General features: G+C 66.3%; 23 protein-coding genes and 1 riboswitch. Of the genes, 13 read left to right on the top strand and 10 right to left on the bottom strand.

Annotated elements, in window-relative coordinates; all coding sequences use genetic code 11:
- Window positions 1-20 precede the first annotated feature (20 nt).
- The gene (locus ACM9LZ_RS15155; RefSeq protein ID WP_416620330.1) at window positions 21-404 is read right to left on the bottom strand and encodes a hypothetical protein; all 384 of its coding nucleotides are present in this window, start codon (window positions 402-404) and stop codon (window positions 21-23) included.
- 144 nt (window positions 405-548) lie between these two features.
- Here ACM9LZ_RS15155 and ACM9LZ_RS15150 point away from each other — a divergent pair, with 144 nt between their 5' ends.
- The 4 genes from ACM9LZ_RS15150 to ACM9LZ_RS15135 all read left to right on the top strand — a co-directional run bounded on the left by ACM9LZ_RS15150 (window position 549) and on the right by ACM9LZ_RS15135 (window position 3,968).
- A complete protein-coding gene (locus tag ACM9LZ_RS15150) occupies window positions 549-1,040 on the top strand; it encodes a MarR family winged helix-turn-helix transcriptional regulator (RefSeq protein WP_416620329.1) in 492 nt (163 codons plus the stop codon).
- Window positions 1,033-2,106, top strand: a complete 1,074-nt coding sequence (locus ACM9LZ_RS15145) for an HlyD family secretion protein (protein WP_416620328.1) — start codon at window positions 1,033-1,035, stop codon at window positions 2,104-2,106. Before ACM9LZ_RS15150 ends, ACM9LZ_RS15145 begins: the two co-directional genes overlap by 8 nt.
- Before the next feature lie 4 nt (window positions 2,107-2,110).
- Window positions 2,111-3,640 carry a DHA2 family efflux MFS transporter permease subunit gene (locus ACM9LZ_RS15140; protein WP_416620327.1) on the top strand — a complete coding sequence of 510 codons (1,530 nt, stop codon included), beginning with the start codon at window positions 2,111-2,113 and terminating at the stop codon, window positions 3,638-3,640.
- A gap of 106 nt (window positions 3,641-3,746) precedes the next feature.
- A complete protein-coding gene (locus ACM9LZ_RS15135) occupies window positions 3,747-3,968 on the top strand; it encodes a hypothetical protein (protein ID WP_416620326.1) in 222 nt (73 codons plus the stop codon).
- Window positions 3,969-4,110: 142 nt separating this feature from the next.
- Here the strand turns inward: ACM9LZ_RS15135 and ACM9LZ_RS15130 are convergent, their stop codons facing one another.
- Together ACM9LZ_RS15130 and ACM9LZ_RS15125 are read right to left on the bottom strand one after the other, a co-directional pair.
- Window positions 4,111-4,923 (bottom strand): substrate-binding periplasmic protein, encoded by an 813-nt coding sequence (locus ACM9LZ_RS15130; RefSeq protein ID WP_416620325.1) that lies wholly within the window; start codon window positions 4,921-4,923, stop codon window positions 4,111-4,113.
- A gap of 117 nt (window positions 4,924-5,040) precedes the next feature.
- Window positions 5,041-5,547 carry a TIGR00645 family protein gene (locus ACM9LZ_RS15125; RefSeq protein WP_416620324.1) on the bottom strand — a complete coding sequence of 169 codons (507 nt, stop codon included), beginning with the start codon at window positions 5,545-5,547 and terminating at the stop codon, window positions 5,041-5,043.
- A gap of 200 nt (window positions 5,548-5,747) precedes the next feature.
- Window positions 5,748-5,872: riboswitch (guanidine-I (ykkC/yxkD leader) on the top strand.
- Between the two features lie 70 nt (window positions 5,873-5,942).
- Here ACM9LZ_RS15125 and ACM9LZ_RS15120 point away from each other — a divergent pair.
- The 7 genes from ACM9LZ_RS15120 to atzF all read left to right on the top strand — a co-directional run bounded on the left by ACM9LZ_RS15120 (window position 5,943) and on the right by atzF (window position 15,753).
- The gene (locus ACM9LZ_RS15120; RefSeq protein ID WP_416620323.1) at window positions 5,943-7,019 is read left to right on the top strand and encodes a putative urea ABC transporter substrate-binding protein; all 1,077 of its coding nucleotides are present in this window, start codon (window positions 5,943-5,945) and stop codon (window positions 7,017-7,019) included.
- A 159-nt stretch (window positions 7,020-7,178) separates the two neighbouring features.
- A complete protein-coding gene (locus ACM9LZ_RS15115; protein WP_416620322.1) occupies window positions 7,179-8,000 on the top strand; it encodes an ABC transporter permease in 822 nt (273 codons plus the stop codon).
- Complete coding sequence (locus ACM9LZ_RS15110) at window positions 7,997-8,827, top strand: ABC transporter ATP-binding protein (RefSeq protein WP_416620321.1); 831 nt, start codon at window positions 7,997-7,999, stop codon at window positions 8,825-8,827. The genes ACM9LZ_RS15115 and ACM9LZ_RS15110 overlap by 4 nt, the downstream gene beginning before the upstream one ends.
- Before the next feature lie 12 nt (window positions 8,828-8,839).
- Window positions 8,840-9,655 carry an urea amidolyase associated protein UAAP1 gene (locus tag ACM9LZ_RS15105; protein ID WP_416620320.1) on the top strand — a complete coding sequence of 272 codons (816 nt, stop codon included), beginning with the start codon at window positions 8,840-8,842 and terminating at the stop codon, window positions 9,653-9,655.
- A gap of 17 nt (window positions 9,656-9,672) precedes the next feature.
- The gene (locus ACM9LZ_RS15100; RefSeq protein WP_416620319.1) at window positions 9,673-10,326 is read left to right on the top strand and encodes an urea amidolyase associated protein UAAP2; all 654 of its coding nucleotides are present in this window, start codon (window positions 9,673-9,675) and stop codon (window positions 10,324-10,326) included.
- Window positions 10,327-10,447: 121 nt separating this feature from the next.
- Complete coding sequence (uca, locus tag ACM9LZ_RS15095; RefSeq protein WP_416620318.1) at window positions 10,448-13,987, top strand: urea carboxylase; 3,540 nt, start codon at window positions 10,448-10,450, stop codon at window positions 13,985-13,987.
- Window positions 13,987-15,753 (top strand): allophanate hydrolase, encoded by a 1,767-nt coding sequence (gene atzF / locus ACM9LZ_RS15090; RefSeq protein WP_416620317.1) that lies wholly within the window; start codon window positions 13,987-13,989, stop codon window positions 15,751-15,753. Before uca ends, atzF begins: the two co-directional genes overlap by 1 nt.
- Before the next feature lie 27 nt (window positions 15,754-15,780).
- Here atzF and ACM9LZ_RS15085 read toward each other — a convergent pair whose 3' ends face one another.
- Entirely contained in the window at window positions 15,781-16,692 is a 912-nt protein-coding gene (locus tag ACM9LZ_RS15085) for an aldo/keto reductase (protein ID WP_416620316.1), read from the bottom strand.
- 147 nt (window positions 16,693-16,839) lie between these two features.
- Here ACM9LZ_RS15085 and ACM9LZ_RS15080 point away from each other — a divergent pair, with 147 nt between their 5' ends.
- Window positions 16,840-17,742 (top strand): acyl-CoA thioesterase, encoded by a 903-nt coding sequence (locus ACM9LZ_RS15080; RefSeq protein ID WP_416620315.1) that lies wholly within the window; start codon window positions 16,840-16,842, stop codon window positions 17,740-17,742.
- A gap of 101 nt (window positions 17,743-17,843) precedes the next feature.
- The gene (locus tag ACM9LZ_RS15075) at window positions 17,844-18,212 is read left to right on the top strand and encodes an acyl-CoA thioesterase (protein ID WP_416620314.1); all 369 of its coding nucleotides are present in this window, start codon (window positions 17,844-17,846) and stop codon (window positions 18,210-18,212) included.
- 46 nt (window positions 18,213-18,258) lie between these two features.
- On the opposite strand, the gene ACM9LZ_RS15070 is transcribed toward ACM9LZ_RS15075, so the two are convergent.
- The 6 genes from ACM9LZ_RS15070 to fdhF all read right to left on the bottom strand — a co-directional run bounded on the left by ACM9LZ_RS15070 (window position 18,259) and on the right by fdhF (window position 25,564).
- Complete coding sequence (locus tag ACM9LZ_RS15070; RefSeq protein ID WP_416620313.1) at window positions 18,259-18,678, bottom strand: c-type cytochrome; 420 nt, start codon at window positions 18,676-18,678, stop codon at window positions 18,259-18,261.
- Between the two features lie 105 nt (window positions 18,679-18,783).
- The gene (locus ACM9LZ_RS15065; protein ID WP_416620312.1) at window positions 18,784-19,578 is read right to left on the bottom strand and encodes a hypothetical protein; all 795 of its coding nucleotides are present in this window, start codon (window positions 19,576-19,578) and stop codon (window positions 18,784-18,786) included.
- A 90-nt stretch (window positions 19,579-19,668) separates the two neighbouring features.
- Window positions 19,669-21,315 carry an OFA family MFS transporter gene (locus ACM9LZ_RS15060; protein ID WP_416620311.1) on the bottom strand — a complete coding sequence of 549 codons (1,647 nt, stop codon included), beginning with the start codon at window positions 21,313-21,315 and terminating at the stop codon, window positions 19,669-19,671.
- Between the two features lie 355 nt (window positions 21,316-21,670).
- Window positions 21,671-21,886 (bottom strand): formate dehydrogenase subunit delta, encoded by a 216-nt coding sequence (locus ACM9LZ_RS15055; protein ID WP_416620310.1) that lies wholly within the window; start codon window positions 21,884-21,886, stop codon window positions 21,671-21,673.
- Window positions 21,876-22,697: a formate dehydrogenase accessory sulfurtransferase FdhD gene (gene fdhD / locus ACM9LZ_RS15050; protein ID WP_416620309.1), complete on the bottom strand. Its 822-nt coding sequence runs from the start codon at window positions 22,695-22,697 to the stop codon at window positions 21,876-21,878. Before fdhD ends, ACM9LZ_RS15055 begins: the two co-directional genes overlap by 11 nt.
- Window positions 22,694-25,564: a formate dehydrogenase subunit alpha gene (gene fdhF / locus ACM9LZ_RS15045; RefSeq protein WP_416620308.1), complete on the bottom strand. Its 2,871-nt coding sequence runs from the start codon at window positions 25,562-25,564 to the stop codon at window positions 22,694-22,696. The genes fdhD and fdhF overlap by 4 nt, the downstream gene beginning before the upstream one ends.
- Window positions 25,565-25,572: the final 8 nt, after the last annotated feature.

Genomic DNA, 25,572 nt, shown 5'->3' with positions numbered 1-25,572 from the left:
TCAAGAAGACGGATGGAGGGTCAGGCGTCCGACGGCGGGCCGCGCGGCTGGCCGCAGAGCCCCTGTGTCGGGCGGACCGGGCCGTCGGCCGGGCAGGACAGGTCCTGCCTGTCCGTGCCGGGGACGGTCAGCCAGGGGCCGGCCGGCGGCAGGGCCACCGGCACCGGGCCCTGGGGGAAGGGCGCCGGCTTGCCATCGGGGCGATAGGAGCCCTGCACCAGCGCCATCTGTGCCGGCGCCGACACCTGCACACCGCAATCAAGCGGACCCGGCTCGCAGCCGGAGGCGGGCCCGCGAGCGGCGGCCGCCATGGCCCGGCCCAGGGCGCTGTCGCCCATGGCGGCGGCCAGCAGCACAAGGGCTGCCAGCAGCATCAACCGCCAGGGGGCAAGGGACAGACGCACCGGTTCCACCACTTCCAGAGATATCAAAGGGGCAGGAATACGCGCTGGCCGCTCCCCTGGCAAGCAACGACTGGCTTTTGTGGCATGGCTGCCCCGGCTGATATGACATTGCTTATAGTAGTCATGCTTATAATATGTGGAGTTATGAGCGACATCGAACCCATCCCCGCCTTTGGCGCCGCGCTGGCCGACACGGCCCGCCTGTTGCGCCGACGCTTCGACCAGCGGCTGCGCTTCACGGGCAGCACGCGGGCGCAATGGCACGCCATCTTCAAGATTTCCAAGCAGGAGGGGGTCAAGCAGGCCGAACTGGCGGAAGTGCTGGAGGTGGAGCCCATCACGCTGACCCGCCTGCTGGACCGCATGGGTGACGGCGGCTGGGTGGAGCGCAAGCCGGACCCGACCGACCGGCGTGCCCGGCTTTTATACCTGACCGACAAGGCGCGAGAGGCGCTGGTGCCCATGCGCCTTGTCGTCGACGAGATTTACGAGGAAGCGCTGGCGGGCATCAGCCCGGCGGAGCGAGCCGAACTGGTCCGCATCCTGTCCAAGATACGGGCGAACCTGTCCGACCGCACCGCCCAGCCGGACGATCAGACCGGCCAGGGTGCCGGGAAAGGTGATCATCATGAGTGAGATGGAAGAAACGAAGCCCGTGCCCCCGCTGCGCCGGCGCCTGCTTCTGGGGCTGGCCCTGCCGCTGGTGCTGGCCGCCGCCGGCGGCTATGTCTGGGTGACGGGCGGCCGCTATGTGAACACCGACAATGCCTATGTGAAGCAGGACAAGGTGGCCGTGGGGCCAGAGGTGCAGGGCCTGATCGTGGCGGTGCATGTCGGGGAAAGCATGCCGGTCAGGCGCGGCGACCTGCTGTTCGAGGTCGATCCCCAGCCTTATCGCATTGCGCTGGCCCAGGCCGACGCCGCCATTGCCAGCGCCCGGCTGGAGGTGGAGCGCATGCGCGCCAACCTGTCACAACAGCGCGCCGAACTGGCTGCGGCCGAGCAGGACCTGGATTATCGCCGCCGCGACTTCGACCGGCAGTCCCGCCTGGCGCAGAGCGGCTACGCCGCCCAGGCGCGGCTGGACCAGTCCCGCAACGAATTGCGGGCGGCCGAACAGGAAGTGGCAAAGACCAAGCAGGGTGTTGCCGCGGCCCTGGCCGCGCTGGGCGGCAATCCCGATATCGCCACGGACAGCCATCCGATGGTGATGCAGGCGCTCGCCACCCGCGATCGCGCCGCCCTGGACCTGGAGCGCACCGCCGTCCGCGCGCCGTCGGATGGCATTGCCAGCCAGACCGACCGGCTGCGCGTCGGGCAGTTCGCCCTGCCGGGCCTGGCCATGCTGTCGATCGTGGAGACGCAGGCCACCTATATCGAGGCCAATGTCAAGGAAACCGACCTGACCCACATGACCGCCGGCCAGACGGCCACCGTGGTGCTGGATGCCTATCCCGGCCGCACGCTGACGGCGCATGTCGCCAGCATCGGGGCCGGAACGGGGTCGGAATTCTCCATCCTGCCGGCCCAGAACGCGACGGGCAACTGGGTGAAGGTCGTGCAGCGCGTGCCCGTGCGCCTGTTGCTTGCCGACGGGGATCGTGTCCCCCTGCGGGCCGGCCTGTCCGCCACGGTGGAGATCGATACGGGTCAGGCGCGCGGCCTGCCCGGCTTCCGCGCGGCCCAGGCGACGGAACGGTGACATCATGGCAGCCGTAGAAGAAGCGGCGGCCCCTGTCCGGCGAGGATTGCTGACCATTGCCATCATGCTGGCGACGGTCATGCAGGTGCTGGACACGACCATCGCGAACGTCGCTCTGCCCAGCATGCAGGGCAGCCTGGGTGCGGCCCAGGACAGCATCACCTGGGTGCTGACATCCTATATCGTGGCCTCGGCCATCATGACGCCGGTGACCGGCTGGCTGGCCGACCGGATCGGGCTCAAGCCGCTTTTCCTGGTGTCCGTAGCCGGCTTCACCGTCGCCTCCATGCTGTGTGGCACGGCCGGCAGCCTGACGGAGATGGTTGTCTGGCGCCTGCTGCAGGGGGTTTTCGGCGCGGCCCTTGTGCCGCTGTCGCAGACGGTCCTGTTGAACATCAATCCCAAGGAACGCCACGGCCAGGCCATGGCCATGTGGGGGGCCGGCATCATGATCGGCCCCGTGATCGGCCCCACTCTGGGCGGCTGGCTGACGGAAAGCTTCAACTGGCGCTGGGTCTTCTACATCAACGTGCCCGTGGGCATCCTGGCGTTCCTGGGCATCCTCGCCTGGATGCCGGCGTCGGCCACGCGGCGGCGCGGGTTCGATTTCGTGGGTTTCGGCCTGCTGTCCATCGCTGTCGGGTCCCTGCAGCTCATGCTGGACCGGGGCGAGCAGCTCGACTGGTTCGCATCGCCGGAAATCTGGATCGAGCTGGGGATTTCCATTTCCGCCTTCTGGGGTTTCGGCGTGCATATGCTGACGGCGCGCCAGCCCTTTCTGGAACCGAGATTATTCCGGGACCGCAATCTGGTGGCCGGCCTGATCGTGATCTTCGTGGTCGGGGTCATCGTGCTGGCCGCCATGGCGCTGATGCCGCCCATGCTGCAAAGACTGATGGGTTATCCCACCATCACCACGGGCATGGTCATGGCGCCGCGCGGCCTGGGGGTGGTGATCTCCATGCTGCTGGTGGGGCGGCTGGTGCATCGCGTCGATGCCCGCCTGCTGATTCTGGTCGGGCTGTTGCTCACGGCCTGGTCGCTGCACATGATGACGCAATTCACCATTGTCATGGACAGCACGCCGATCATTGTCAGCGGGCTTGTGCAGGGCCTGGGCCTTGGGCTGGTCTTCGTGCCGCTCAGCGCCATCGCATTCGCCACCCTGGCACCGGCCGACCGGGTGGATGCGGCCAGCCTGTTCAGTCTGGTCCGCAACCTGGGCAACAGTCTGGGGGTATCCGTCGTGATCTCCGCCCTGGCGCATTTCACCCAGGTCAACCATGCGGAACTGGCGGCCCATATCTCGCCGTTCAATCCCGCCATCGATGCCCGCCTGGTACAGATGGGGCAGGCCGCCCCGCCGGCGCTGGCGGCGATGGACCAGATGGTCAACCAGCAGGCGGCAATGATCGCCTATCTGAATGATTTCAAGATGATGATGATCGTTACCCTGTGTGCAATCCCCCTTGTCCTGCTGCTGCGCCCTGCGCGGAACGAAGGCGGGCAGGGGCATGCGCCGGTCATGGATTGATCTCGCAACCTGGGGGTGCGCCCCCGGTATGGGTGATGGTCGCCCACCGCTATTCCCAGCAACCGCCGGCTTGACTAATCTGGCGGCCAAGCGAAGGACGAGGCTTATGAGCGACGCGATAAGGCAGATCCGGGCCCGGGCCCGCCGCAAGGCGGCCGGGCTCGTCAGGCTGGAATTCTGGGTTCCCGCTTCCCGAAGGGAAGAGGTGCGGACTGCGGTACAGGCATTGTTGGAAAGCCCGCCGCCCGCTGCTACGGAGGAGCCCGCCGTTCCCGTGGTGCAGCGGCGGCGGCGGCTGATGACGGATATCGACGGCCTGCTGGACTGATAGCAGCGGCCGAAAATCTTGACCGATGGTCAAGGTTTTCGGCACCACGAAGCGCCGGGCGCCGCCATCCCGCGGCTTGCGGCGCCCGGGCATGCGGGCAGTATTGATCAGGACCGTCGGTTCTGATCAATGCTGAAGGCTGTCATCGGCCGGCCCGTGCCTCCTGCCGGGTGCCGCCCCCTTGTGCAAGCCCGGCACGCAGACCCCAGGTGGCCAGCAGCATATCCAGCCGCCCGTCGGACATCATCGACAGGATGGCGTCGTTCAGGTCCTGAACGGCCAGGGCGCTGGCGGGGCTGATCAGGCAGGAGCGCTGCCGGGTGGCCACCGTGATGACGTCGGATCGCGCATGGCTGGCCAGGGATGGTTCCCCTGCCAGGGCATGGGTCCAGCCCAGGCGGGGGAGGATGATGGCGTCCAGCCGTCCGCCGGCCAGCTTGCGCATGTTGGTTTCGGCATTGCGTGCATCGACCCGCCGCAACTCGCCCGTGCGGAACCGCTCCTCCACGGCGGGCGGATACCGGTAGCCCAGCACGGTGCCAAGCTGGGCACCGCGCAGGCTGTCCAGAACAGGCGGCCCCTGGATATGCCGGGCCATGACGATGATATCCTGATCCTGAAACAGGGGACGGGAGAAATGGTCGGCCGGAAGCTCCGGGTAGAATTCGGGCGCGGCCAGGCAATAGGCATCCACCGTGCCCGCCTGCAACTCGCCCTGGATGCGGTTGCGCGGCACGAAACGGTAGACCGGGGTCCGCGACAGCCGGGCCGCCAGTTCGTTCCCCAATTCCAGCAGGAAGCCGCCTTCCAGCCTTTCCTCCCGGACGATGGCGAACGGCGCCTCGTTATGGTCACCATAGGCGAAAATCAGCGGCGCATCACCGGCCATACCCGGTGGCACCCAAAGGATGGCCAGGGTCATGATCAGCGCCCCGACCGCCATCCGCAAAACCATGTAGCGCCCCCCCGACGCGAAACCCGCATTCACTTGAGTTTGGGCATTTTAGTAAAAATGTATGCGATGGGGGAGGATTATCTTGATCCCGACCCGGCCGGCTGTCCCGCTTCCCCGTCAGGGCTTGGGCTTGCCGTTGGTCATCTTGTCCAGCAGGCCCATGAGGAAGGCGGAAGCCACGAAGGTCAGATGGATGATGACCAGCCACATCAGCTTGTCATTGGTGACCTTGTCCGCATCCATGAAGCTTTTGAGCAGATGGATGGAGGAGATGGCGACGATGGAGGCCGCGACCTTGACCTTCAGCGTGCCGCTGTCCAGCTTGCCCAGCCATGACAGTTTCTCGTCATTCTCGCCCAGTTCGATACGCGACACGAAATTCTCGTACCCGCTGATCATCACCATGACGACGAGGCTGCCCACCAGGGTCAGGTCGACCAGGGCCAGCGCGGCGAGGATCAGGTCCGCCTCGCTTTCCCCGAACAGCGCATAGTCGAACAGGTGCCACAGCTCCATGACGAAGCGCAGCGTGAACGCGATCAGCACGACGGCCAGGCAGAGATACATCGGCACCAGCAGCCAGCGGCTGGCGTAAAGGGTGCGTTCGATGAAACGTTCAAGCACGGGGTGACGCTCCGGAAGGGGCTTGCAACGGCGTGGCAATGACGCAAAGCGGGGTTGCTGTCAACTGTCCCGCATTGCAACAGAGGGTGCCCGCGAATTGGGCGCATTGCCTGACCCGAATGCCTGAAAGCTGGGCATTGGCGCGGCCGTGGGCGGGGGAACAGGCCGCTTCGGGCTGGCACGGTGCTTGCTGATACAACAAGCATGGTGGCTAGGGTTCCGGCCGTGCCCGTTATGGGGGCGGTGACTGGTCCGAGAGCTGCCGCCCGGCACCGCCAGCCTGCTGGCCCGGCCGGGTACACGGCGGGATAAAAGCCCGGGAGATCGAGGAGGGTTGGCGCCCCCGTTCGGTCTCCGCCAACCCCCCAAACCGGTTTGGAACCATAAGGGGTTGGATGATGAAGACGCGCCGCTTCCTTGGAAAATTGACCGCCGGGCTGATTGCCGCCTCGCTCTTGTCCGCACCGGCCCTTGCCGCGCCGAAGAAGGATTTCAAGCTGGCCTGGTCGATCTATGTCGGCTGGATGCCCTGGCAATATGCCGACGAGAACGGCATCGTGAAGAAATGGGCCGACAAGTACGGCATCACCATCGATGTGGTGCAGTTCAACGATTACGTGGAAAGCATCAACCAGTACACGGCCGGCGGTTTCGACGCTGTCACCCTGACCAATATGGATGCATTGTCCATTCCCGCCGCCGGCGGTGTGGACACCACGGCCGTGATCGTGGGTGACTTCTCCAACGGCAATGATGCCGTGATCCTGAAGGGCGGGGAGGATCTGGCCAGCATCAAGGGCCGGAAGGTCAACCTTGTGGAATTTTCCGTGTCCCACTATCTGCTGGCCCGCGCGCTGGAAAGTGCCGGCCTGACGGAGCGGGAGCATGTGTCCGTCGTCTCCACCTCCGATGCCGACATGGTGGCCGCCTGGTCCACGCCGCAGGTCACGGCGGTCGTCACCTGGAACCCCCTGGTGGCGGAGATCATGGCCCAGCCGGATGCCCGCAAGGTGTTCGACAGCAGCCGCATTCCGGGCGAGATCATGGACCTGACCGTCGTCAATACCGGCGTGCTGAACGACAATCCGGCTTTCGGCAAGGCGCTGGCCGGCATCTGGTACGAAACGATGGCCATCATGTCGGCCCAGACCCCGGCCGGTGCGGCCGCACGTGCCGCCATGGGCAAGGCATCGGGCACCGACCAGAAGGGTTACGAGGCGCAGCTGGAGGCCACCCGCATGTTCTACAAGCCGGCGGAGGCGCTGGCCTTCGTGCGGGGGGCGGAGCCGAAATCGACCATGCGCAAGGTGGCCGGCTTCCTGTTCGACCATGGTCTGCTGGGCAATGGTGCGCCATCGGCGGAGGCCATCGGCATCCAGTTCCCCGACGGGTCCCTCTATGGCAGCGACAGGTTCGTGAAGTTCCGCTTCACCGACACCTATATGGCTGCCGCTGCCGACGGGACGCTTTGACCGCTTGCCCGTGCCACACCGGCCGATGCCGGGTTTCCAGGGGTGTGAACCCCCTCTCTCCGCGGTGTTTGACGACGCAAACCCGCCCAAGGCGTTCCTGATCCACCGGTTCCGGCCTGTCGCCGGGTCGGTGGCGGGGGCGTGCAAGGGAGTTGCCCCATGCGCCTGATCAACCGAAGGCCCGACCGTGCAAGCTGGATGCTGCTGGCGGCATTGCCCTTCGTGGCCGTGCTGGTGGCCTATGCGTTCGGATCGGCGGTAAGGCTGGCCGAAAACCCGTCCGACAAGCTGTTGCCGGGCCTGGCCGCCTTCGCCGATGCCATCGACCGCATGGCCTTTACGCCCGACCGCCGCACCGGCGACATCCTGCTGTGGCTGGATACGGGGACCTCGCTGCTGCGTCTGCTTTCCGGCATCGCCATCGCCTCTGCGGGCGGGCTGCTGGTGGGGATGGCGGCGGGGCTGCTGCCGCATGTCCGGGCCGCCCTGTCGCCCTTCGTGACGGTCCTGTCCATGGTGCCGCCGCTGGCCGTGCTGCCCATCCTGTTCATCGTTGTCGGGCTGGGGGAGGCGTCGAAGGTGACGCTGATCGTCATCGGCGTGATGCCCTGCCTGATCCGCGACATGATGCTGAAGATCGATGACCTGCCGCGTCAGCAACTGATCAAGGCCCAGACCCTGGGGGCCAATAGCTGGACCGTTGCCATCCGTGTTGTCCTGCCGCAGATAGTGCCGCGCCTGATCGACAGCGTGCGGTTGAACCTGGGGCCGGCCTGGCTGTTCCTGATCTCTGCCGAGGCCATCGCCAGCGAGGCGGGGCTGGGCTATCGCATCTTCCTGGTGCGCCGCTATCTGGCCATGGACGTCATCCTGCCCTATGTCGCCTGGATCACGCTGCTCTGTTTCCTGATGGATCTGGGCCTGCGTGTCCTGCAGCGCCGCGCCTTCCCCTGGTTTCAGGATGCGAGGGCAGCCGCATGACCGCCATCAGCGTCCGCGATGTCTGGAAGGAATATGGTGAGCAGGTGGTCCTGGAACGGATCAGCCTGGAGATAGCGCCCCGTTCCTTTGTGGCGCTGGTTGGTCCGTCGGGCTGCGGCAAGACTACCTTCCTGCGCATGCTCCTGTCGCAGGAAACCGCGACGAAGGGGGAGATCCTGATCGACGGCCGGCCCGTATCGCCCGAGCCCGGGCCCGATCGGGGCGTGGTGTTCCAGCGCTATTCGGTGTTCCCGCACCTGACGGTGCTGGGCAATGTGCTGTTGGGGGCGGAATTGAAGGCCGGCGGCCTGCTGGGCCGCCTGTTCGGCCGGGCCCGGGTCCGGGCGCGGGAAGAGGCCGTGGCCCTGCTGGCGGCGGTGGGTCTGTCCCACGCGCTGGACAAGTATCCGGCCCAGCTTTCCGGCGGCATGCAGCAGCGGCTGGCGCTGGCCCAGGCCCTGATCGCCAAACCCAAGGTGCTGCTGCTGGACGAGCCGTTCGGCGCGCTGGACCCCGGCATCCGCGCCGAGGTTCACAAACTGATGCGCCAGCTCTGGCATGAGCATCCGATGACGGTGGTCATGGTCACCCATGACCTGTCGGAAGCCTTCCACCTGGGTACCCGGGTCATCGCCTTCGATCGCCGCCGCAACCTGCCGGAGGAACGGCTGCGCTACGGTGCCGGCATCACCAACGATATCGAGGTCTGGCCCCGCCGCATCGCCGGCCGGCCGGACCTGGCCCAAGACCCCGAACCGCCCCGCCGGGACGACCTGGCCGCAAGCGAAGGGCAACCAGACCGGGACGACCCGGCCGACGCAGCGTGAGAGGGAGCGGACATGCCCCGCCAGACACCCGAACAGATCGCGGCCAACCGTGCCCGTTACCTGGAACTGAAATCCGCCGCCGCCGGCCGCGCCCCGCTGGTGCTGCCCCCGCCCAGCCCGCGCGACCTGCCGCTGCCCGATGCCGCTGCCATCCATCTGCGGGAGACCCTGCCGGGCGGCTGGTACTGGACCGGCATCATCCGCCGGGGCCGGGTGCTGCGCATCACCAACCCGGGCGCCACGCCGGGCGTATCGCTGCTGGCCTGGAACCTGGCCGACACGTCGGAACGCTTCAACCATGCCGACACGATCAAGATCCAGTGGACGGCGGAGATGCGCAAGGGAAGGGTGCTGTTTTCCGACATGGGACGGGTGCTGCTCTCCATCGTGGAGGATAGCTGCGGCCGGCATGACAGCGTGGTCGGCGGGTCCAATCCGGCCAGCGTCGCTCGCACCTATGGTCCCGACAGCGGCATACGCAACGCGCGGGACAATTTCGTGCTGGCTGCGGGCAAGCACGGCCTGACCCAGCGCGACATCCCCCCCTGCATCACCTTCTTCGCACCCACATCCGTCACCGGTGACGGAAGATTCACCTTCGATGCCGATGCGGTGCAAAAGGATGACTTCGTATCGCTGCGCGCCGAGATGGACCTGATCCTGGCTGTTTCCAACACGCCGCATCCGTTGGCGCAACCGGTCACGCCCCTTCCTGTCGAACTGGTCATCCATGAAGCGGCACCGGCCGGCGACGATGACCTCTGCCGCATGGCGACGGCAGAGGCCGTGCGGGGTTTCGTCAATACCGATGCCTTCCTGTCGGCCTGAGCGGGAGAGGGACAGCCATGACCGGTAACAGCGATTTCACCCCCGTCCTGTCGGATCGCGATCCGGCCGATGCCATCCTGGACCAGATCGTACCTGCCGAGCATCCCTGGTCGGGTGTCGTGCGCAAGGGGCAGGTGCTGCGCATCGTGGACAGCGAGGGCTGCCAGGCCGTCGACACCCTGTTCTATTCCCTGGCCGACTATGCCGAGCGCTACAGCGCCCAGGATACGGTGCTGGCCCAGGGCACGCCCTATATCGGGCCGGGATCGGCGCTTTATTCCAACCGGGGCACGATACTGGCCACCATCATCGCCGACACCTGCGGGCGCCACGACACGTCGGCCGGTGCCTGTTCCTGCGAAAGCAATACCGTCCGGTTCGGGCATCATACCAAGTATATGCATGCTTGCCGGGAAAACTTCCTCATTGCCGTGACCCGTCACGGTATGGGCAAGCGCGATATCGTGCCCAACATCAATTTCTTCATGAACGTTCCCATCGATGCCGACGGGACGCTGGCCATCGCCGACGGCGTCTCGTCGGCCGGGGACTATGTGGAACTGGTGGCTCACCAGGACCTGCTCTGTGTCATTTCCAACTGTCCGCAGGTGAACAACCCCTGCAACGGCTTCGATCCCACGCCGATCCGGGTGCTGGCTTGGGAGGGGTGAGGCCGCCGGCCTGCCCGTTTCCGCCAGCCGCCTGACCTGGGCGCTCCCCCGGTCCTTCCCTCCATCCGACGGGTGGGCGAAGGGCCGGGGCGGCGCCAGAGCCCCCCGAGGATTCTACCCCATGTTCACCAAGGTCCTGATCGCCAATCGTGGCGAGATCTGCGCGCGGGTCGTCAAGACCCTGCGGCGCATGGGCATTGCATCGGTTGCCGTCCATTCGGATGCCGACCGGTTCACGCTTCCCGTCCTGTCGGCGGACGAGGCGGTGCCCATTGGCCCGGCCCCGGCCAAGCAATCCTATCTGGATATCGACGCCGTGCTTGCCGCCTGCCGGGCGACAGGGGCGCAGGCCGTGCATCCCGGCTATGGCTTCCTGTCAGAAAATGCCGGCTTCGTGGAACGGCTGAATGCCGCGGGGATCGCCTTCATCGGTCCGCGGGTGGAACATCTGCGCGACTTCGGTCTGAAGCACACGGCGCGCGCGCTGGCCAGGGCGGCCGGCGTGCCACTGTTGCCCGGCACCGATATCCTGGATGATGTGGAGCAGGCACAGGTGGCCGCGGCGGGCATCGGCTTTCCCGTCATGCTGAAAAGCACGGCGGGCGGTGGCGGCATCGGCATGCAGCTTTGCCACGATGCCGACGAACTGGCGGCCCGGTTCGCCGCCGTGCAGCGCATGGCGACCAGCAGCTTCGGCGATGCCCGCGTCTATCTGGAAAGGTTCGTGGCCGAGGCGCGGCATGTGGAAGTGCAGATTTTCGGGGATGGCAGGGGCGGTGTCGTGGCGTTGGGCGAGCGTGACTGCTCGCTTCAGCGCCGCAACCAGAAGGTCGTAGAGGAGACACCGGCCCCCGGGCTGCCCGATGGCGTGCGCGCACAGTTGCGCGCCGCCGCCGTGGCATTGGGGCAAAGCGTGCGCTATGCCTCGGCCGGCACGGTGGAATTCATCTATGATGTGGCGCGTGGCGAGGTCTATTTCCTGGAGGTGAATACCCGCCTGCAGGTCGAACACCCCGTGACGGAGGCGGTATTCGGCGTCGATCTGGTGGAATGGATGATCCGGCAGGCGGCCGGTGACTTCACCCTGCCGGCGCAGGACGCGCTGACACCGGCGGGGGCCGCCATCGAGGTCCGGCTTTATGCCGAGAACGCGGCCGCTGATTTCCGACCCTCCACCGGGTTGCTGACGGAAGTGTCGTTCCCCGCTGATATCCGCGTGGATGGCTGGGTGGCGACGGGCACGGAGGTGACGGCCCATTATGATCCCATGCTGGCCAAGCTGATCGTGCATGCCGACAGCCGCGATGCGGCCATCGACCGCCTAGCCGCGGCGCTGGCGGCGTCGCGTGTGGCGGGGATCGAGACGAACCTGTCCTATCTGCGGGCCATTATCGGATCGGACCTGTTCCGTCAGGGCAAGGTCGCCACCTCTGTCCTGAAGGATTTTCCCTTCACCCCCGCCACGGTGGAGGTGATCGCACCGGGGGCGCAATCCTCAATCCAGGATTGGCCGGGCCGGCTGGGCTATTGGGATGTTGGCGTGCCGCCGTCCGGTCCCATGGATGAACGGTCCTTCCGCCTGGCCAACCGCCTGCTGGGTAATGAAGAGGGGGTGGCCGCCCTTGAATGCACCCTGACGGGACCGACCCTGCGCTTCAATGCCGGCGCGACCATCGCCCTGGCAGGGGCGATGATGAGCGCGACGCTGGATGGCGTCCCGATCGCCCATGGTGTGCCCGTACCGGTCACGGCCGGGCAGGTTCTGGCGCTAGGCCGTATCCAGGGGCCGGGGCAGCGGACCTATCTGGCGGTGGCCGGCGGCTTCGACGGGCCCGACTATCTGGGATCGAAGGCCACGTTCGCGCTGGGCCGTTTCGGTGGCCATGCCACAGGGTGCCTGAAGGCTGGCGACACGCTGGCTCTGGCCGGCCGGCCCATCGGGGTGGCCGTGGCGGCGGACCTGCCGGTGCTGACCCATGAATGGGAACTGTCCGTGCATTACGGTCCCCATGGGGCGCCCGATTTCTTTCAGGAAGGCGACATTGCCGACCTGTTCGCCGCGACATATGAGGTGCATTTCAATTCGGCCCGCACGGGCGTTCGCCTGATCGGTCCCCGTCCCCGATGGGCGCGCGCCGATGGTGGGGAGGCGGGCCTGCACCCATCCAACATCCACGACAATGCCTATGCCATCGGCGCCGTCGATTTCACGGGTGACATGCCGATCATTCTGGGCCCCGACGGTCCCAGCCTTGGGGGCTTCGTCTGTCCCGTGGTGGTGACCAAGGAGGACATGTGGAAGGTCGGGCAGTTGCGGCCGGGGGACAAGGTGCGGTTCGTGGCGGCTGCGGTGCCCGGTGCCGCCCCTGCCGGGGGGGTGGTGCAACCCCCCACCCGCACCCCTCCCATCCCGTCACCCATCCTGGCCAGGATCGACGGGGCGGTGCCCGTCGTCTATCGCCGGGCGGGGGACGATTATCTGCTGGTCGAATATGGCCCCATGGTGCTGGACCTGGGGTTGCGCCTGCGGGTACATCTGCTTGTAGCCGCATTGCGTGACCGGTCCCTGCCGGGCATCATCGATCTGACGCCGGGCATCCGTTCCCTGCAGGTGCATTTCGACAGTGGCCGCCTGACGCCGTCCGTCCTTCTGGATGTTCTGGCGGAGATCGAGGCCGGGCTGGGCTCCGTCGAGCAGGCCAGGGTACCGTCGCGCATCGTGCATCTGCCGCTGTCCTGGAACGATCCGCAGGTGCGGCTGGCCATGACCAAGTATCAGGAACTGGTCCGCGCCGATGCGCCCTGGTGTCCCGATAATATCGAATTCATCCGCCGCATCAATGGCCTGGACAGCCAGGAGGATGTCCGGCGCATCGTGTTCGATGCCCGCTATCTTGTCTATGGCCTGGGCGATGTCTATCTGGGGGCGCCCGTGGCCACGCCGCTGGACCCGCGCCACCGGCTGGTGACCACCAAATACAATCCCGCCCGGACCTGGACGCCGGAAAATGCCGTGGGCATCGGTGGTGCCTATATGTGCATCTATGGGATGGAAGGGCCGGGCGGATACCAGCTTTTCGGGCGCACCATCCAGGTCTGGAACAGTTGGCGCAGCACCACACCGTTCCAGCCAGGCAAGCCCTGGCTGTTGCGCTTTTTCGACCAGATCCGCTTCTTCCCCGTCAGCGAACAGGAACTGGCCGAGGCGCGGGAAGCCTTCCCCCATGGCCGCTATACCGTTCGCATCGAGGAGACGGAACTGGAGTATGCCGCCCATCTGCGCTTCCTGGCCGAGAATGCCAGCAGCATCGATGCCTTCAAGGCGCGCCAGCAGGCGGCATTCGAGGCAGAGCGGGAAGATTGGAAGGCCCGCGGCCTGGACAGTTTCGTCAGCGACGACGGCGCACCGGCCACCGAGGAGAGAACCCTGCCGGAGGGCTGTGCCGCGGTTGAAACGAGCGTGACCGGTAACGTCTGGAAGATAATGGTCGAGCCGGGGCAACAGATGCTGCCCGGCGATACGATCCTGATCCTGGAAAGCATGAAGATGGAGATGGAGGTGAAGGCCACAACAGCCGGCCGGGTGCGCGAGGTGACGGTGAAGCCGGGCCGCACCGTCAATGCCGGCCAGACCGTGGCCATTCTGGAGGAGGTTGCCTGATGTTGCCGGAGAAATTGACCATCCACGGCCTGACTGCGCTCTACCGTGCCGGCGATGCCAGCCCGGTCACGGTGATCGAGGAGGTTCTGCACCGCCTGGCCAATAATCCCGACCCTGCGGCCTGGATTTCCACCGTGCCGCCGGAGACGCTGCGCGACCGGGCGGCAGAACTGGCCAAGGGGGGCTATGACCCCTCGCGGCCGCTCTGGGGCATTCCGTTTGCGGTGAAGGACAATATCGATGCCGCCGGCCTGCCCACCACGGCCGCCTGTCCCGCCTTCGCCTATGACCCGGCCGATGATGCGCATGTGGTGGCCCGGCTGACGGCGGCCGGAGCCATCCTGGTCGGCAAGACCAACCTGGACCAGTTCGCCACCGGCCTGAACGGCACACGCAGCCCCTATGGCGCGCCGCGCTGCGTGTTCGATGGTGATTATATCTCCGGCGGGTCCAGTTCCGGGTCGGCCGTCGCGGTGGCACGCGGGCAGGTCGCTTTCGCATTGGGCACCGATACGGCGGGGTCCGGCCGGGTGCCGGCGGCCTTCAACAATCTGGTGGGGATCAAGCCGACCAAGGGCCTGCTGTCCGCAGCGGGGGTTGTGCCGGCCTGCCGGTCGCAGGATTGCGTGACCGTCCTGGCCCATTGCGTGGCCGATGGTGAACTGGTTCGCCGTCTGGCGGAAGGGTTCGACGCGGCCGATCCCTTCTCCCGCCCCGCACAGGCAAGGCCGCTGCGCCTGGAGGGGTTCCGCTTCGGCGTGTTGTCGGGGGCGGAAAAGGTATTCCTGGGCGATGACGCGGCCGAGGCGCTTTACGATGCCGCTGTGGCGAACATGACGGCCCTGGGCGGCATCCCGGTTCCCTTCGATTATGCGCCGCTGCGGGAATGCGCCCATCTGCTCTATGGCGGTCCCTGGGTGGCGGAACGGCTGGCGGCGATCGAGGAATTCGTGGAGGTGCAGGCTGATGCCATGGACCCGACGGTGCGTGCCATCATCCAGGGGGCTGCCGGCAAAAGCGCGATCGAGGCCTTTGTCGGCCAATATGCCCTGGCTTTTTACGCCCAGACCATTGCCGGGATGTGGGCGGACCTGGACCTGCTGCTGCTGCCCACCACACCCACCATCTACACGCTGTCCGACATGCTGGCCGATCCCGTGCGCCTGAACAGCAATCTGGGGCGGTATACGAATTTCGTGAACCTGCTGGATTGTGCGGCGGTCGCCGTGCCGGCCGGGTTCCGGCCCAATGGCCTGCCCTTCGGGGTGACCCTCGTCGGGCCCGCCTTCACGGATAATGATCTGGCCAATATTGGTGACCGTCTACATGCAAAATCGTCTCCGGTCACGTATCCGCTCAAGATTGTTCCACCACCCACCTATCTTCCCATCCTGGTGGTGGGGGCGCATCTGACGGGGATGCCATTGAACACCGAACTGACGGGGGTGGGTGGCATCCTGCTGGGGGCGGTGCGGACCGCGCCCGATTACCGGTTCTACGCCCTTGCCGGCACGGTGCCGCCCAAACCGGGGCTGATCCGTGATCCGGGGTTTCGGGGGCCGGGCATCCTGGCGGAGGAATGGGCATTGCCGCCGTCCGCCTTCGCGGCCTTCGTCGCCCGTATCCCGGCACCGCTGGGCGTCGGCAAGGTCGCCCTGTCCGACGGGCGGCAGGTGACGGGTTTCCTTTGCGAGGGGCATGCCCTGGCCGGCGCGACGGAGATCACGGGGTTCGGCGGCTGGCGCGCCTATCGCGCCAGCCTTTGATGTCCGATACGGTCGGGCCACCGGTGGTCAGGGCAGGCGCTTGCCCAGAGCCGCGGTCAGCACGGCGTACCATTGGGCGCCGGTCATCGCCACGGTGAAGGCCTCCGCGGCCGCGCGGATGCGCGCCGGGTTCTGGCTGCCGATCAGCGGTATGGGCCGGGCCGGGTGGGCCATGCCCCAGGCATAGGCCGCCGCGGCGCGGCTGGCACCCTGCGGCAGGGCGATGGCGTCCAGGGCGGCGGCGACCGCCAGTGCCCGGGCATCGTCCAGCCCGCCCAGCAGCCGGCCGCCCCCCAGCGGCGACCAGGACAGCACGGCCAGATTGCGTTCCATGGCCTGGTCCAGAACCCCGTCGAGCAGCGGATCGACATGCAGGGGCGAGAATTCCGGCTGAATGGATACCAGGGGGAAGGGCATGTGGGCCGCCAGGGTCGCCACTTGGGCCGTGGTGTGGTTGGACACACCGGCCGCCTTGATCTTGCCGTCGTGGCGCAACCGGTCCAGGGCGGCGGCCACCTCTGCCGGGTGGGCCAGCAAGTCGGGGCGGTGGACCTGATACAGGTCGATCACGTCCACGCCCAGCCGCTTCAGCGATGCCTCGCACGCCGCGACCAGCCGGCCGGCCCGTGCATGATAGGGGATGGGGGGGAGGATGCCGCCCTTCGTGGCCAGTACAATCCGGTTGCGCAGGCCGGGATTGGCGGCCAGCACGCGGCCCAGCAACGCCTCTGCCGCGCCGAACCCGTCGGCATGGTCCACGCCATAGATATCGGCCGTATCGAACAGGGTGATGCCGGTTTCCAGCGCCGCCATGGCACGCTGCGTGGCGCCGGTCAGGTCGTCACCATGATAGCGCCACATGCCCCAGCCCAATGCCGACACCGGCGGCGCCCCATCGATCAGTGGACGGGCATCACGGTGGATGGTCAGCAGATCCATGGCGGCTTTCTCCGGGCGGCATATCCGGATGTCCTTCTACCCGCATTTCTCCCATGCCGCCATCGCGATGGCTGCCCCCTTGCCAGCACAGGCGCCGGCTAAAATAGTGGGAGGCGGATCGAGTGCAGAAGAGAGAAAGGTCCCGCGATGATCGAGGACTACAACGCCATTCCGCCGGAGGAACTGGTGGCCCGCCTGACCCGTCTGCTGACGGTCACGGAACTGGAAAGGGATTTGTATCAGGGCTCCCGCCTGATCGGCGGCAAGGGTCGGGTGTTCGGCGGCCAGGTGGTGGCCCAGGCCCTGGCATCGGCCATGCGCACGGTCGACCCTGTCCGCAGCGTCCATTCGCTGCATGCCTATTTCATGCGCGGCGGGGACGAGGATTATCCCATTGATTTCCGGGTCCACCGCGATTATGACGGCCGCAGTTTCGCTACCCGCCGGGTGGAGGCGCTGCAGGGCGGCGTGCCCATCCTGACGCTGACGGCTTCCTTCCAGGTGCCGGAAGAGGGTTGCAACCATCAGCGTGATGCCATGCCCCAGGTCCCCCATCCGGAGGACCTGCCCAGCGAATATGCCTTCTTCATGTCGGTGGCGGAACGGCTGCCGCCGGAATCACGGGCGCTGCTGGCCCATCGCCGCGCGGTGGAACTGCGCCTTGTCGATCCGGTGGACCCGACGCGGCCCGTGCCCCGCGAACCGGTACAGCATCTCTGGTTCCGCGTCGTCTCCCCGCTGGCGGACGATCCGGACCTGCATCGGGTGGCCCTGGCCTATATCACCGACATGGGGCTTCTGGGGACCGCCGTGCTGCCGCATGCGATAAGCTGGCTGGGCCGGACGGCGAAATCGGCCAGCCTGGATCATGCCGTGTGGTTTCATGCCCAGGATTTCCGGGTCGATGACTGGATGCTTTACAGCATGGACAGCCCCTGGGCCGGTCAGGGCCGCGGCCTGAACCGTGGCCAGATATTCGACCGTCAGGGACGGCTGATCGCCAGTGCCGCGCAGGAGGGCTTGATCCGCCGCGCGCGGCCTGCATCCTGAGCCAGACGAACAGACTGAAGGGGGAGCGAGAATCCATGGCCCGGCCGACACCGCCATCGCGCGATCATTTTCCGCATTTCCGGACGCTGGACACAAGGTGGATGGATAATGACATCTATGGCCACGTCAACAACGTGACCTATTATTCCTATTTCGATACGGCCGTGAATGGCTATCTGATCGAACGCGGCGTGTTGGACATCCATCGGGGCGGCGTGATCGGCCTGGTGGTGGAGACGGGCTGTAAATATTTCGCCTCCGTCGCCTTTCCCGACCGGCTGGAAATCGGCATCCGTGTCGGCCACCTGGGCAACAGCAGCGTGCGGTACGAGGTGGGGATCTTCAAGTCAGGGGCGGAACTGGCCGCGGCCGCCGGTCATTTCATCCATGTCTATGTCGACCGGGATAATCGCAAGCCCACCAGCCTGCCCGCCAACATGCGGGCCGCACTTGTGGCGCTGATGGCCTGACGCGGTTGTGCCGGCCGGGGCGGGTCGCACCCCGGCCGGCCGGCCGTCACTTGGTCTTCAGGAAGGCGATCACGTCGCGGCGTTCCTGTTCGTTGGGCAGGCGGAAGGCCATCTTCGTGGCGCCCACGGCCTTGTCCGACTGACCCTTGTCGGCCAGGAACTTCTTCAGATAGCCATTGGGATCGGCCAGATAATCCAGCAGGGCCTCCTCCGTCCAGGCCAGGCCGGCTTCGCCGGCATTGTGGTTGATCTCCGAATATTTGTAGCCGTCCACCTTGCCGGCTGTGCGGCCGACGATGCCGTTCAGGATGGGGCCGACCAGGTTGCGGGCGTCAGGGCCGACGCGGTGGCAGGCCATGCACTTCTTGAACACGGCCTCGCCCTTGGCGGCGTCCTGGGCCATGGAAGTGCCGGCGGACAGCACGGCGACACCCGTCAGGGCAAGGGCGGCGAACAGGGACTTCATCAACAGGTCCTCCCAATGGGGGTATGGGACGCCGGATCATGCGGCGGGTGTGCGCATTTCATCGGCTTTGCGGGCATCCGGTCAAGCGGACAAAAGGTCCTATGGTCACCCCGCCGCACCGGTCGGTGCCAGACGCAGCAGCGCATCCTCCACCTTGATGCGACGGTATGTCTCGCGGGCCAGGCCATCCTGTTTCAAATCCTCCCGCCGTGACCGGGCGCGGGCACGATCCGCATCACTGACGTCGCCATCGCGCTCCACAAGCCAGCGTGTGTAGCTGTCGTCCGCCTCCTTGACCGGGCGGGCGGATGCCGGCATCGGGCGTCCGGCCTCGGCAGGTGGCCGGGGCCGGGCCAGGGGGCGCAGCGTCTGGTTCGGGTTGAACTCCGTCCGCCGGTCCCGGCCCGTGATGGTGACGTCCGGCGCCGCCACGCGCCCGGTGGCACTATAGAGGAAGGCCGATGCGATGCGATCCTGTGCGGCCTCCCCCTCTTTCGGCCGATGCTCGACGGCGGCCGGCGGCCGGTCGGGCACCGCCAGGCGGGTGATGCCCCGGTCGTTGATGGCATCCAGCACATCACGCGGGTCCGTTGTGGTCAGGATCACCTCCCGCCGTGCGGGCCAGAAATCATAAGGTGCGTGCGCCCCATGCCCCCGGCCGACATGGAAGGCATAAATCTCCGGATAGACGATGTCGCGACGGGAAGGTCTGACCGCATAGAAGGCCGTCATGGCGGCCTGAAGAAGATGCGTGGCGCCGATGCCGCCGAACGCCTCGTCGATCACCAGTCCGAACCGGTCATGCACGTGCCAGTCCGGGAAAAGCCCGGCGATGGACGCGGCCATTCCATCGATCTCCACATCGAACATTTCCGGCTTCAGCAGGGTGGCGACATGCATTGCGGGCCCGTGCCTCCATGAAATGGCCGGCCGGGATGGGCCCGGCCGGCCAGGGTTGATCATTGCGCAGCGGGACGGGCGGTGCCCGGCCTACTGGAACAGTTTCACGACGCTCTGCATCGTCTGGTAAACGCCATAGATGACGGGGATGCCGACGGCCAGCCAGGCCAGCACCACCTTGGTGTCGATCCCGCCGCTGCCCACATCGCTGTGGTTGCCGGTGACCGCGGCCACGGCCGGTGCCGGCCCGTCATCCTCCTTCATGAACCACTTACGGTCCACGGGCTTGACCAGCGCATTGGCGATCAGGCCCAGCACCAGGAAGCCGGCCAGGATATACATCGTATAGTCGTAAACCTGGGCGCGCGGCACGCCGGCGGCGATCTGCGCCTCGCGGATATAGTTCACGACCACGGGACCGACGATGCCGGCCGTGGACCAGGCCGTCAACAGCCGGCCATGGATGGCACCGACATATTTCGTGCCGAACATGTCAGCCAGATAGGCGGGTACGGTGGCAAAGCCGCCGCCATACATGGACAGGATGATGCAGAAGGCCACGACGAAGCCGATCTTCGAGCCCATATGCGCCAGTGACGGGGCCGAGGCGTAAAGCACGATGCCCAGCGCGAAGAAGGTCAGATAGGTCATCTTGCGACCCATCTTGTCCGACAGTGATGCCCAGAAGAAGCGGCCGACGATGTTGAACAGGGACAGAAGCCCCGCGAAGCCCGCTGCGATACCGGCGATCTGTTTCTTCTGTTCGCCATCCAGGTCAGCGAAACCGAGATCCGGTCGGCCCAGCAGGGCGCCGCCAAAAATCTCCTGCAGCATGGGCGACGCCATGCCCAGCACACCGATGCCGGCCGACACGTTCAGGCACAGAACAGCCCAGATCAGCCAGAACTGCCGGGTCTTGTGCGCATCCTTCACATGCACATTGCCATGCGCGATCATGCTGTTGGTGCTGGGTGCGGGCGGGGTCCAGCCCGTGGGCTGCCAACCCTGCGGCGGGATGCGGTAGCCGAAGGCACCGGCCATCATGAAGACGAAATAGATCAGGGCCAGCACGACGAAGGTTTCCCACACCCCCACCGACGTATCCGTCTTGAAGGCATTCATCAGCATGTTGGCCAACGGGGACCCGATCATGGCACCGCCACCGAAGCCCATGATGGCCATGCCGGTCGCCATGCCGCGCCGGTCGGGGAACCATTTGACCAGGGTGGAGACGGGCGAAATATAGCCCAGCCCCAGCCCGATACCGCCGATGACGCCGGAACCCAGCCACATCAGCCACAATTGATGGGTGTAGATGCCGAGTGCTGAGATCAGCAGGCCGCCGCACCAGCAGAGCGCGGCCACGAAGCCGGCCTTGCGCGGGCCTTCCCGTTCCAGCCAGCCGCCCCAGATGGCGGCCGAGGAACCCAGCAGAACGAAGAACAGCGTGTACATCCAGCCCAGATCCGCGACCTTCCAGTCGCAGGAGGTGGTGAACAGGGCATTCAGCAGACCGGCATCCGCCGGGCATGCGAGGGGTGCCGTCACCCCCAGCGACTGGCTGAGCGGCAGCCAGAACACGCTGAAACCATAGGCCATGCCGATACAGAGATGGATGGCCAATGCCGCCGGCGGCACCAGCCAGCGGTTGAAGCCCGCATGCGCGATGATGCGCTCCCGGTCAAGCAGGCCGGGTTGCCCCGCGCCCTGATCCTGGGTTTGGTCTGCTGCTACCATGCCCTCATTTCCTCCTGCTCGTTCGCCCTGGAGGGGCGGTTCTGGATGGACGCACAAATGCCGGCACTTCTTGGGTCTGGTGCCGGTCGGGAATTTGGACAAAAAGCTTCAGCCGGAGACGCGGGTGCGTTTCCGGTGTCTTTATATTCCGTGCTGATGCTCTTCGACCCCTGGTCCGGCAGGACGCGGCGGCGTGCCGCGACACGAAGCGCATGGGCGCTCACCACGCCTCAAGCCTGGACCCCGCCTGGTCAAAGGGGGGTGGAAAGAACGCTGGAACGGATACCCATGGGCGGGGTCGGGTTTGCCCGGGGGCAGGATCGTCGCAGTGCAGGCGACGGGAACGGAGCACTCCTTATGGTTTGGGTCGCAGGCTTTCCAACGCCTGGACGACGATGGGGCTCAACCCCTCGCCGCCCTTGTTATCGAGATGATCGAAGATTCCGGCTCGCATGCGGGGGTCCCAGAAGCTTCTGATATGATCGGCCACGCCATCGGCCCCTTGCGGGCCCTGGCTGGCGAAGAAGGCGCCGATCTGGTTGGCCATCATGACCAGCTTGTCAGGCGACACGGGGTTGCTCCTCGGCTTTGGTCGAAATGCGGTGGGGATGCGTGAACAGCTCGAACCCGTCGGCGCGGGCCACGGCCACCAATGTCATGCCTGCCCCGTCGGCCAGCGTCACGGCCAGCGTGGACGGTGCCGAGACGGCGGCCAGGATCGGGGCACCGGCCATGGCCGCCTTCTGCACCAGTTCCACCGACACGCGGCTGGTCATCAGGATGGCCCCGTCGCAGGCGTTGCGTCCTTGCCGGGCCAGCGCGCCGATCAGCTTGTCCAGTGCATTGTGCCGGCCCACATCCTCGCGCACGGTGAGGGTGCCGTCCGGGGCCAGAAAGGCGGCGGCATGCACGGCGCGGGTCAGACGGCCCAATGTCTGGGCCGTCTGCATGGCGTCGAAGCCCCTGGCCAGGGCCAGCGGCGTCAGGGGCCGGCCGGGGCCGACGGGCCGCGCGGGCCGGACGGCTTCCGTCAGGCTTTCCACGCCGCACAGGCCGCAGCCCGCGGGCCCGGTCAGCCGGCGACGGCGGGCCGACAATACGCTGCGCGACCGTTTGGACAGCCACATGCGGGCCACCCAGCCCAGCTCCGTCTCGACCAGTTCCAGCTCCTCCACCTCCGTCCGGTCGTCGATGACGCCTTCTGTCAGGCTGAAGCCGATGGCGAAATCCTCCAGGTCGGCGGGGCTGGCCATCATCACGGCATAGGTGGCGCCATCATGCACGATGGCCACGGGCACCTCTTCGGCCACGATGCGGGTCCCTTCCTGCATGGCGCCGTCGCGCCATGCCAGCCGCTTCAGGGGTTTCGCCGGTCCTGTCATTCAGCCGCCTCGGCCGGGTCATGCCCTTCGATGCGGCGGGAACGCTGGGCATGCGCCTCATATTCCCGCTGCCACTTGCTGGGGCCGTTGCTGGGGGCCACCTGGACGGCCGTCACCTTGTATTCCGGACAATTGGTGGCCCAGTCGGAATAGTCGGTGGTGATGACGTTGGCCTGCGTGTCGGGATGGTGGAAGGTGGTGTAGACCACACCCGGCGCCACCCGGTCGGTGATTTCCGCCCGCAGGCTGGTCTCCCCCGCCCGGCTTTGCAGCTTCACCCAGTCGCCATCGCGGATGCCGCGATTCTCCGCATCATGGGGGTGGATCTCCAACCGGTCCTCCCCGTGGAACACGGTGTTGGCGGTTCGCCGGGTCTGGGCACCGACATTATATTGCGACAGGATGCGGCCCGTGGTCAGCAGCAGGGGGAAGCGTGCGCCCGTGCGTTCTTCCGTCGGGATATACTCCGTGATCACGAACTTGCCCTTGCCGCGCACGAACCCATCGATATGCATGACGGGCGTGCCGAGCGGTGCCTTGTCGTTGCAAGGCCATTGGATGGACCCCATCTCCTCCAGCCGCTGGTAAGACACACCCTTGAAGCTGGGGGTGACCCGGGATATCTCGTCCATGATCTGGCTGGGATGGGCGTAATCCATCTTGAACCCCATGGCGCGGGCCAGCAGCAGCGTCACCTCCCAGTCGGCATAGCCGTTCAGCGGCGCCATCACCCGGCGCACGCGCTGGATGCGGCGTTCGGCATTGGTGAAGGTGCCGTCCTTTTCCAGAAACGTGCAGCCGGGCAGGAAGACATGGGCATAGTTCGCCGTCTCGTTCAGGAACAGGTCCTGCACGATGACGCATTCCATGGCGGCCAGACCGGCGGCCACATGATGGGTGTTGGGGTCGGACTGAAGAATATCCTCCCCCTGGACGTAGAGCCCCTTGAACGTGCCATCGACGGCGGCGTCCAGCATGTTGGGGATGCGCAGGCCCGGTTCCCCCGACAGGGGCACGCCCCACAATTCCTCGAACATCTGCCGCGTGGCATCGTCGGAGACGTGGCGGTAGCCGGAGAATTCATGCGGGAAGGAACCCATGTCGCAGGCACCCTGGACATTGTTCTGTCCCCGCAGCGGGTTCACACCCACGCCCGGCCGGCCGATATTGCCGGTGGCCATGGCCAGATTGGCGATGGCCATCACAGTGGTGGTGCCCTGGGAATGTTCCGTGACGCCCAGGCCGTAATAGACGGCGCCGTTGCCGCCCGTGGCGAACAGCCTTGCCGCCTGACGGATGGCATCGGGCTCGACCCCGGCCATCGGCCCGACCACTTCCGGGCTGTTGCGCGGTTCGGCCACGAAGGCGGCCCATTCCTGGAACTCCGCCCAGTCGCAACGCTCGCGCACGAACTCCTCGTCCGCCAATCCTTCCGTCACGATGACATGGGCCAGCGCCGTCACGATGGCGACATTGGTGCCGGGGCGAAGCGGCAGATGCACCTCCGCCTTGATATGCGGCGATTTCACCAGGTCGATGCGGCGCGGATCGATGACGATCAGCTTCGCCCCCTGGCGCAACCGCTTTTTCAGGCGCGATGCGAAGACGGGATGCCCGTCGGTCGGGTTGGCACCGATGACGATGACGACATCGGTATCCTCCACGCTATCGAAATCCTGCGTTCCGGCCGAGGTGCCGAAGGTGGTCTTGAGTCCATAGCCGGTGGGGGAGTGGCAGACGCGCGCACAGGTATCGACATTGTTGGTGCCAAAGCCCGCGCGGATCAGCTTCTGCACCAGGAAGGTTTCCTCATTGGTGCAGCGGGACGAAGTGATGCCGCCGATGCTGTCCTTGCCATATCTGGCCTGGATATTCTTCAGCCGGTCGGCAGTGAAGCCGATCGCCTCTTCCCAGCCGACCTCACGCCAGGGCTGATCGATGCTGTCGCGGATCATGGGCGACAGGATGCGTTCCTTGTGGGTGGCATAGCCCCAGGCGAACCGCCCTTTAACGCAGGAATGGCCCCGGTTGGCCTTGCCATCCTTGTAGGGGACCATGCGCACCAGCTCGTCACCCCGCATTTCCGCCTTGAAGGCGCAGCCCACGCCGCAATAGGCGCAGGTGGTGACGACGGAATGTTCCGGCTGCCCGATCTCGATGACCGATTTTTCCTGCAAGGTGGCGGTGGGGCAGGCCTGCACACAGGCACCGCAGGACACGCAATCACTGTCCAGGAAGGCGTCATGCTGGCCGGGCGATACGCGGCTGTCGAAGCCGCGCCCCTCGATGGTCAGGGCGAAGGTGCCCTGCACCTCCTCGCAGGCCCGCACGCAGCGGGAACAGACGATGCATTTGGCAGGATCATAGGTGAAATAGGGATTGCTCTCGTCCTTGGGCATCGACAGCGGGCTGTCGGCCTTGAAATGGTTGGCCCCGTCCATGCCATAGCGCACCTCGCGCAGGCCCACGGCCCCGGCCATATCCTGCAATTCGCAATCGCCATTCGCCGCACAGGTCAGGCAGTCCAGCGGATGGTCGGAGATGTAAAGCTCCATCACCCCCTTGCGCAGTTGCTTCAGGCGCGGGGTCTGGGTCTTCACGTTCAGCCCCGGCGCCACGGGCGTGGTGCAGGAGGACGGCGTGCCGGCCCGCCCCTCGATCTCCACCAGGCACAGGCGGCAGGATCCGAAGGCGTCCACCGTGTCGGTGGCGCACAGCTTGGGGATCTGCGTCCCCATCTCCATCGCCGCGCGCATGATGGAGGTGCCTTCCGGCACCGTGACGGACTGACCATCGATGGTCAGCGTCACCAGCTTCTCAGAGCGCGACGCGGGGGTGCCGAAATCGGTTTCGTGGATGAGGGTCATCGTGCCCG

This window comes from Niveispirillum fermenti, from assembly GCF_048066175.1.
GTDB lineage: Bacteria > Pseudomonadota > Alphaproteobacteria > Azospirillales > Azospirillaceae > Niveispirillum > Niveispirillum fermenti.
This window is presented reverse-complemented; position numbering and strand designations above follow the sequence as displayed.

Excerpts from the sequence above, each read along its gene's own strand:
- ACM9LZ_RS15065 (WP_416620312.1), bottom strand. The coding sequence starts at position 19,578 with ATGCATGTCGCCACCCTGCTGAAGCCGGAAATGTTCGATGTGGAGATC.
- fdhD (WP_416620309.1), bottom strand. The coding sequence starts at position 22,697 with ATGACAGGACCGGCGAAACCCCTGAAGCGGCTGGCATGGCGCGACGGC.
- ACM9LZ_RS15105 (WP_416620320.1), top strand. The coding sequence starts at position 8,840 with ATGCCCCGCCAGACACCCGAACAGATCGCGGCCAACCGTGCCCGTTAC.
- ACM9LZ_RS15150 (WP_416620329.1), top strand. The coding sequence starts at position 549 with ATGAGCGACATCGAACCCATCCCCGCCTTTGGCGCCGCGCTGGCCGAC.
- ACM9LZ_RS15075 (WP_416620314.1), top strand. The coding sequence starts at position 17,844 with ATGGATAATGACATCTATGGCCACGTCAACAACGTGACCTATTATTCC.
- ACM9LZ_RS15110 (WP_416620321.1), top strand. The coding sequence starts at position 7,997 with ATGACCGCCATCAGCGTCCGCGATGTCTGGAAGGAATATGGTGAGCAG.
- ACM9LZ_RS15145 (WP_416620328.1), top strand. The coding sequence starts at position 1,033 with ATGAGTGAGATGGAAGAAACGAAGCCCGTGCCCCCGCTGCGCCGGCGC.
- ACM9LZ_RS15140 (WP_416620327.1), top strand. The coding sequence starts at position 2,111 with ATGGCAGCCGTAGAAGAAGCGGCGGCCCCTGTCCGGCGAGGATTGCTG.
- atzF (WP_416620317.1), top strand. The coding sequence starts at position 13,987 with ATGTTGCCGGAGAAATTGACCATCCACGGCCTGACTGCGCTCTACCGT.
- ACM9LZ_RS15135 (WP_416620326.1), top strand. The coding sequence starts at position 3,747 with ATGAGCGACGCGATAAGGCAGATCCGGGCCCGGGCCCGCCGCAAGGCG.
- ACM9LZ_RS15120 (WP_416620323.1), top strand. The coding sequence starts at position 5,943 with ATGATGAAGACGCGCCGCTTCCTTGGAAAATTGACCGCCGGGCTGATT.
- uca (WP_416620318.1), top strand. The coding sequence starts at position 10,448 with ATGTTCACCAAGGTCCTGATCGCCAATCGTGGCGAGATCTGCGCGCGG.
- ACM9LZ_RS15060 (WP_416620311.1), bottom strand. The coding sequence starts at position 21,315 with ATGGTAGCAGCAGACCAAACCCAGGATCAGGGCGCGGGGCAACCCGGC.
- ACM9LZ_RS15100 (WP_416620319.1), top strand. The coding sequence starts at position 9,673 with ATGACCGGTAACAGCGATTTCACCCCCGTCCTGTCGGATCGCGATCCG.
- fdhF (WP_416620308.1), bottom strand. The coding sequence starts at position 25,564 with ATGACCCTCATCCACGAAACCGATTTCGGCACCCCCGCGTCGCGCTCT.
- ACM9LZ_RS15115 (WP_416620322.1), top strand. The coding sequence starts at position 7,179 with ATGCGCCTGATCAACCGAAGGCCCGACCGTGCAAGCTGGATGCTGCTG.
- ACM9LZ_RS15085 (WP_416620316.1), bottom strand. The coding sequence starts at position 16,692 with ATGGATCTGCTGACCATCCACCGTGATGCCCGTCCACTGATCGATGGG.
- ACM9LZ_RS15130 (WP_416620325.1), bottom strand. The coding sequence starts at position 4,923 with ATGGTTTTGCGGATGGCGGTCGGGGCGCTGATCATGACCCTGGCCATC.
- ACM9LZ_RS15070 (WP_416620313.1), bottom strand. The coding sequence starts at position 18,678 with ATGAAGTCCCTGTTCGCCGCCCTTGCCCTGACGGGTGTCGCCGTGCTG.
- ACM9LZ_RS15080 (WP_416620315.1), top strand. The coding sequence starts at position 16,840 with ATGATCGAGGACTACAACGCCATTCCGCCGGAGGAACTGGTGGCCCGC.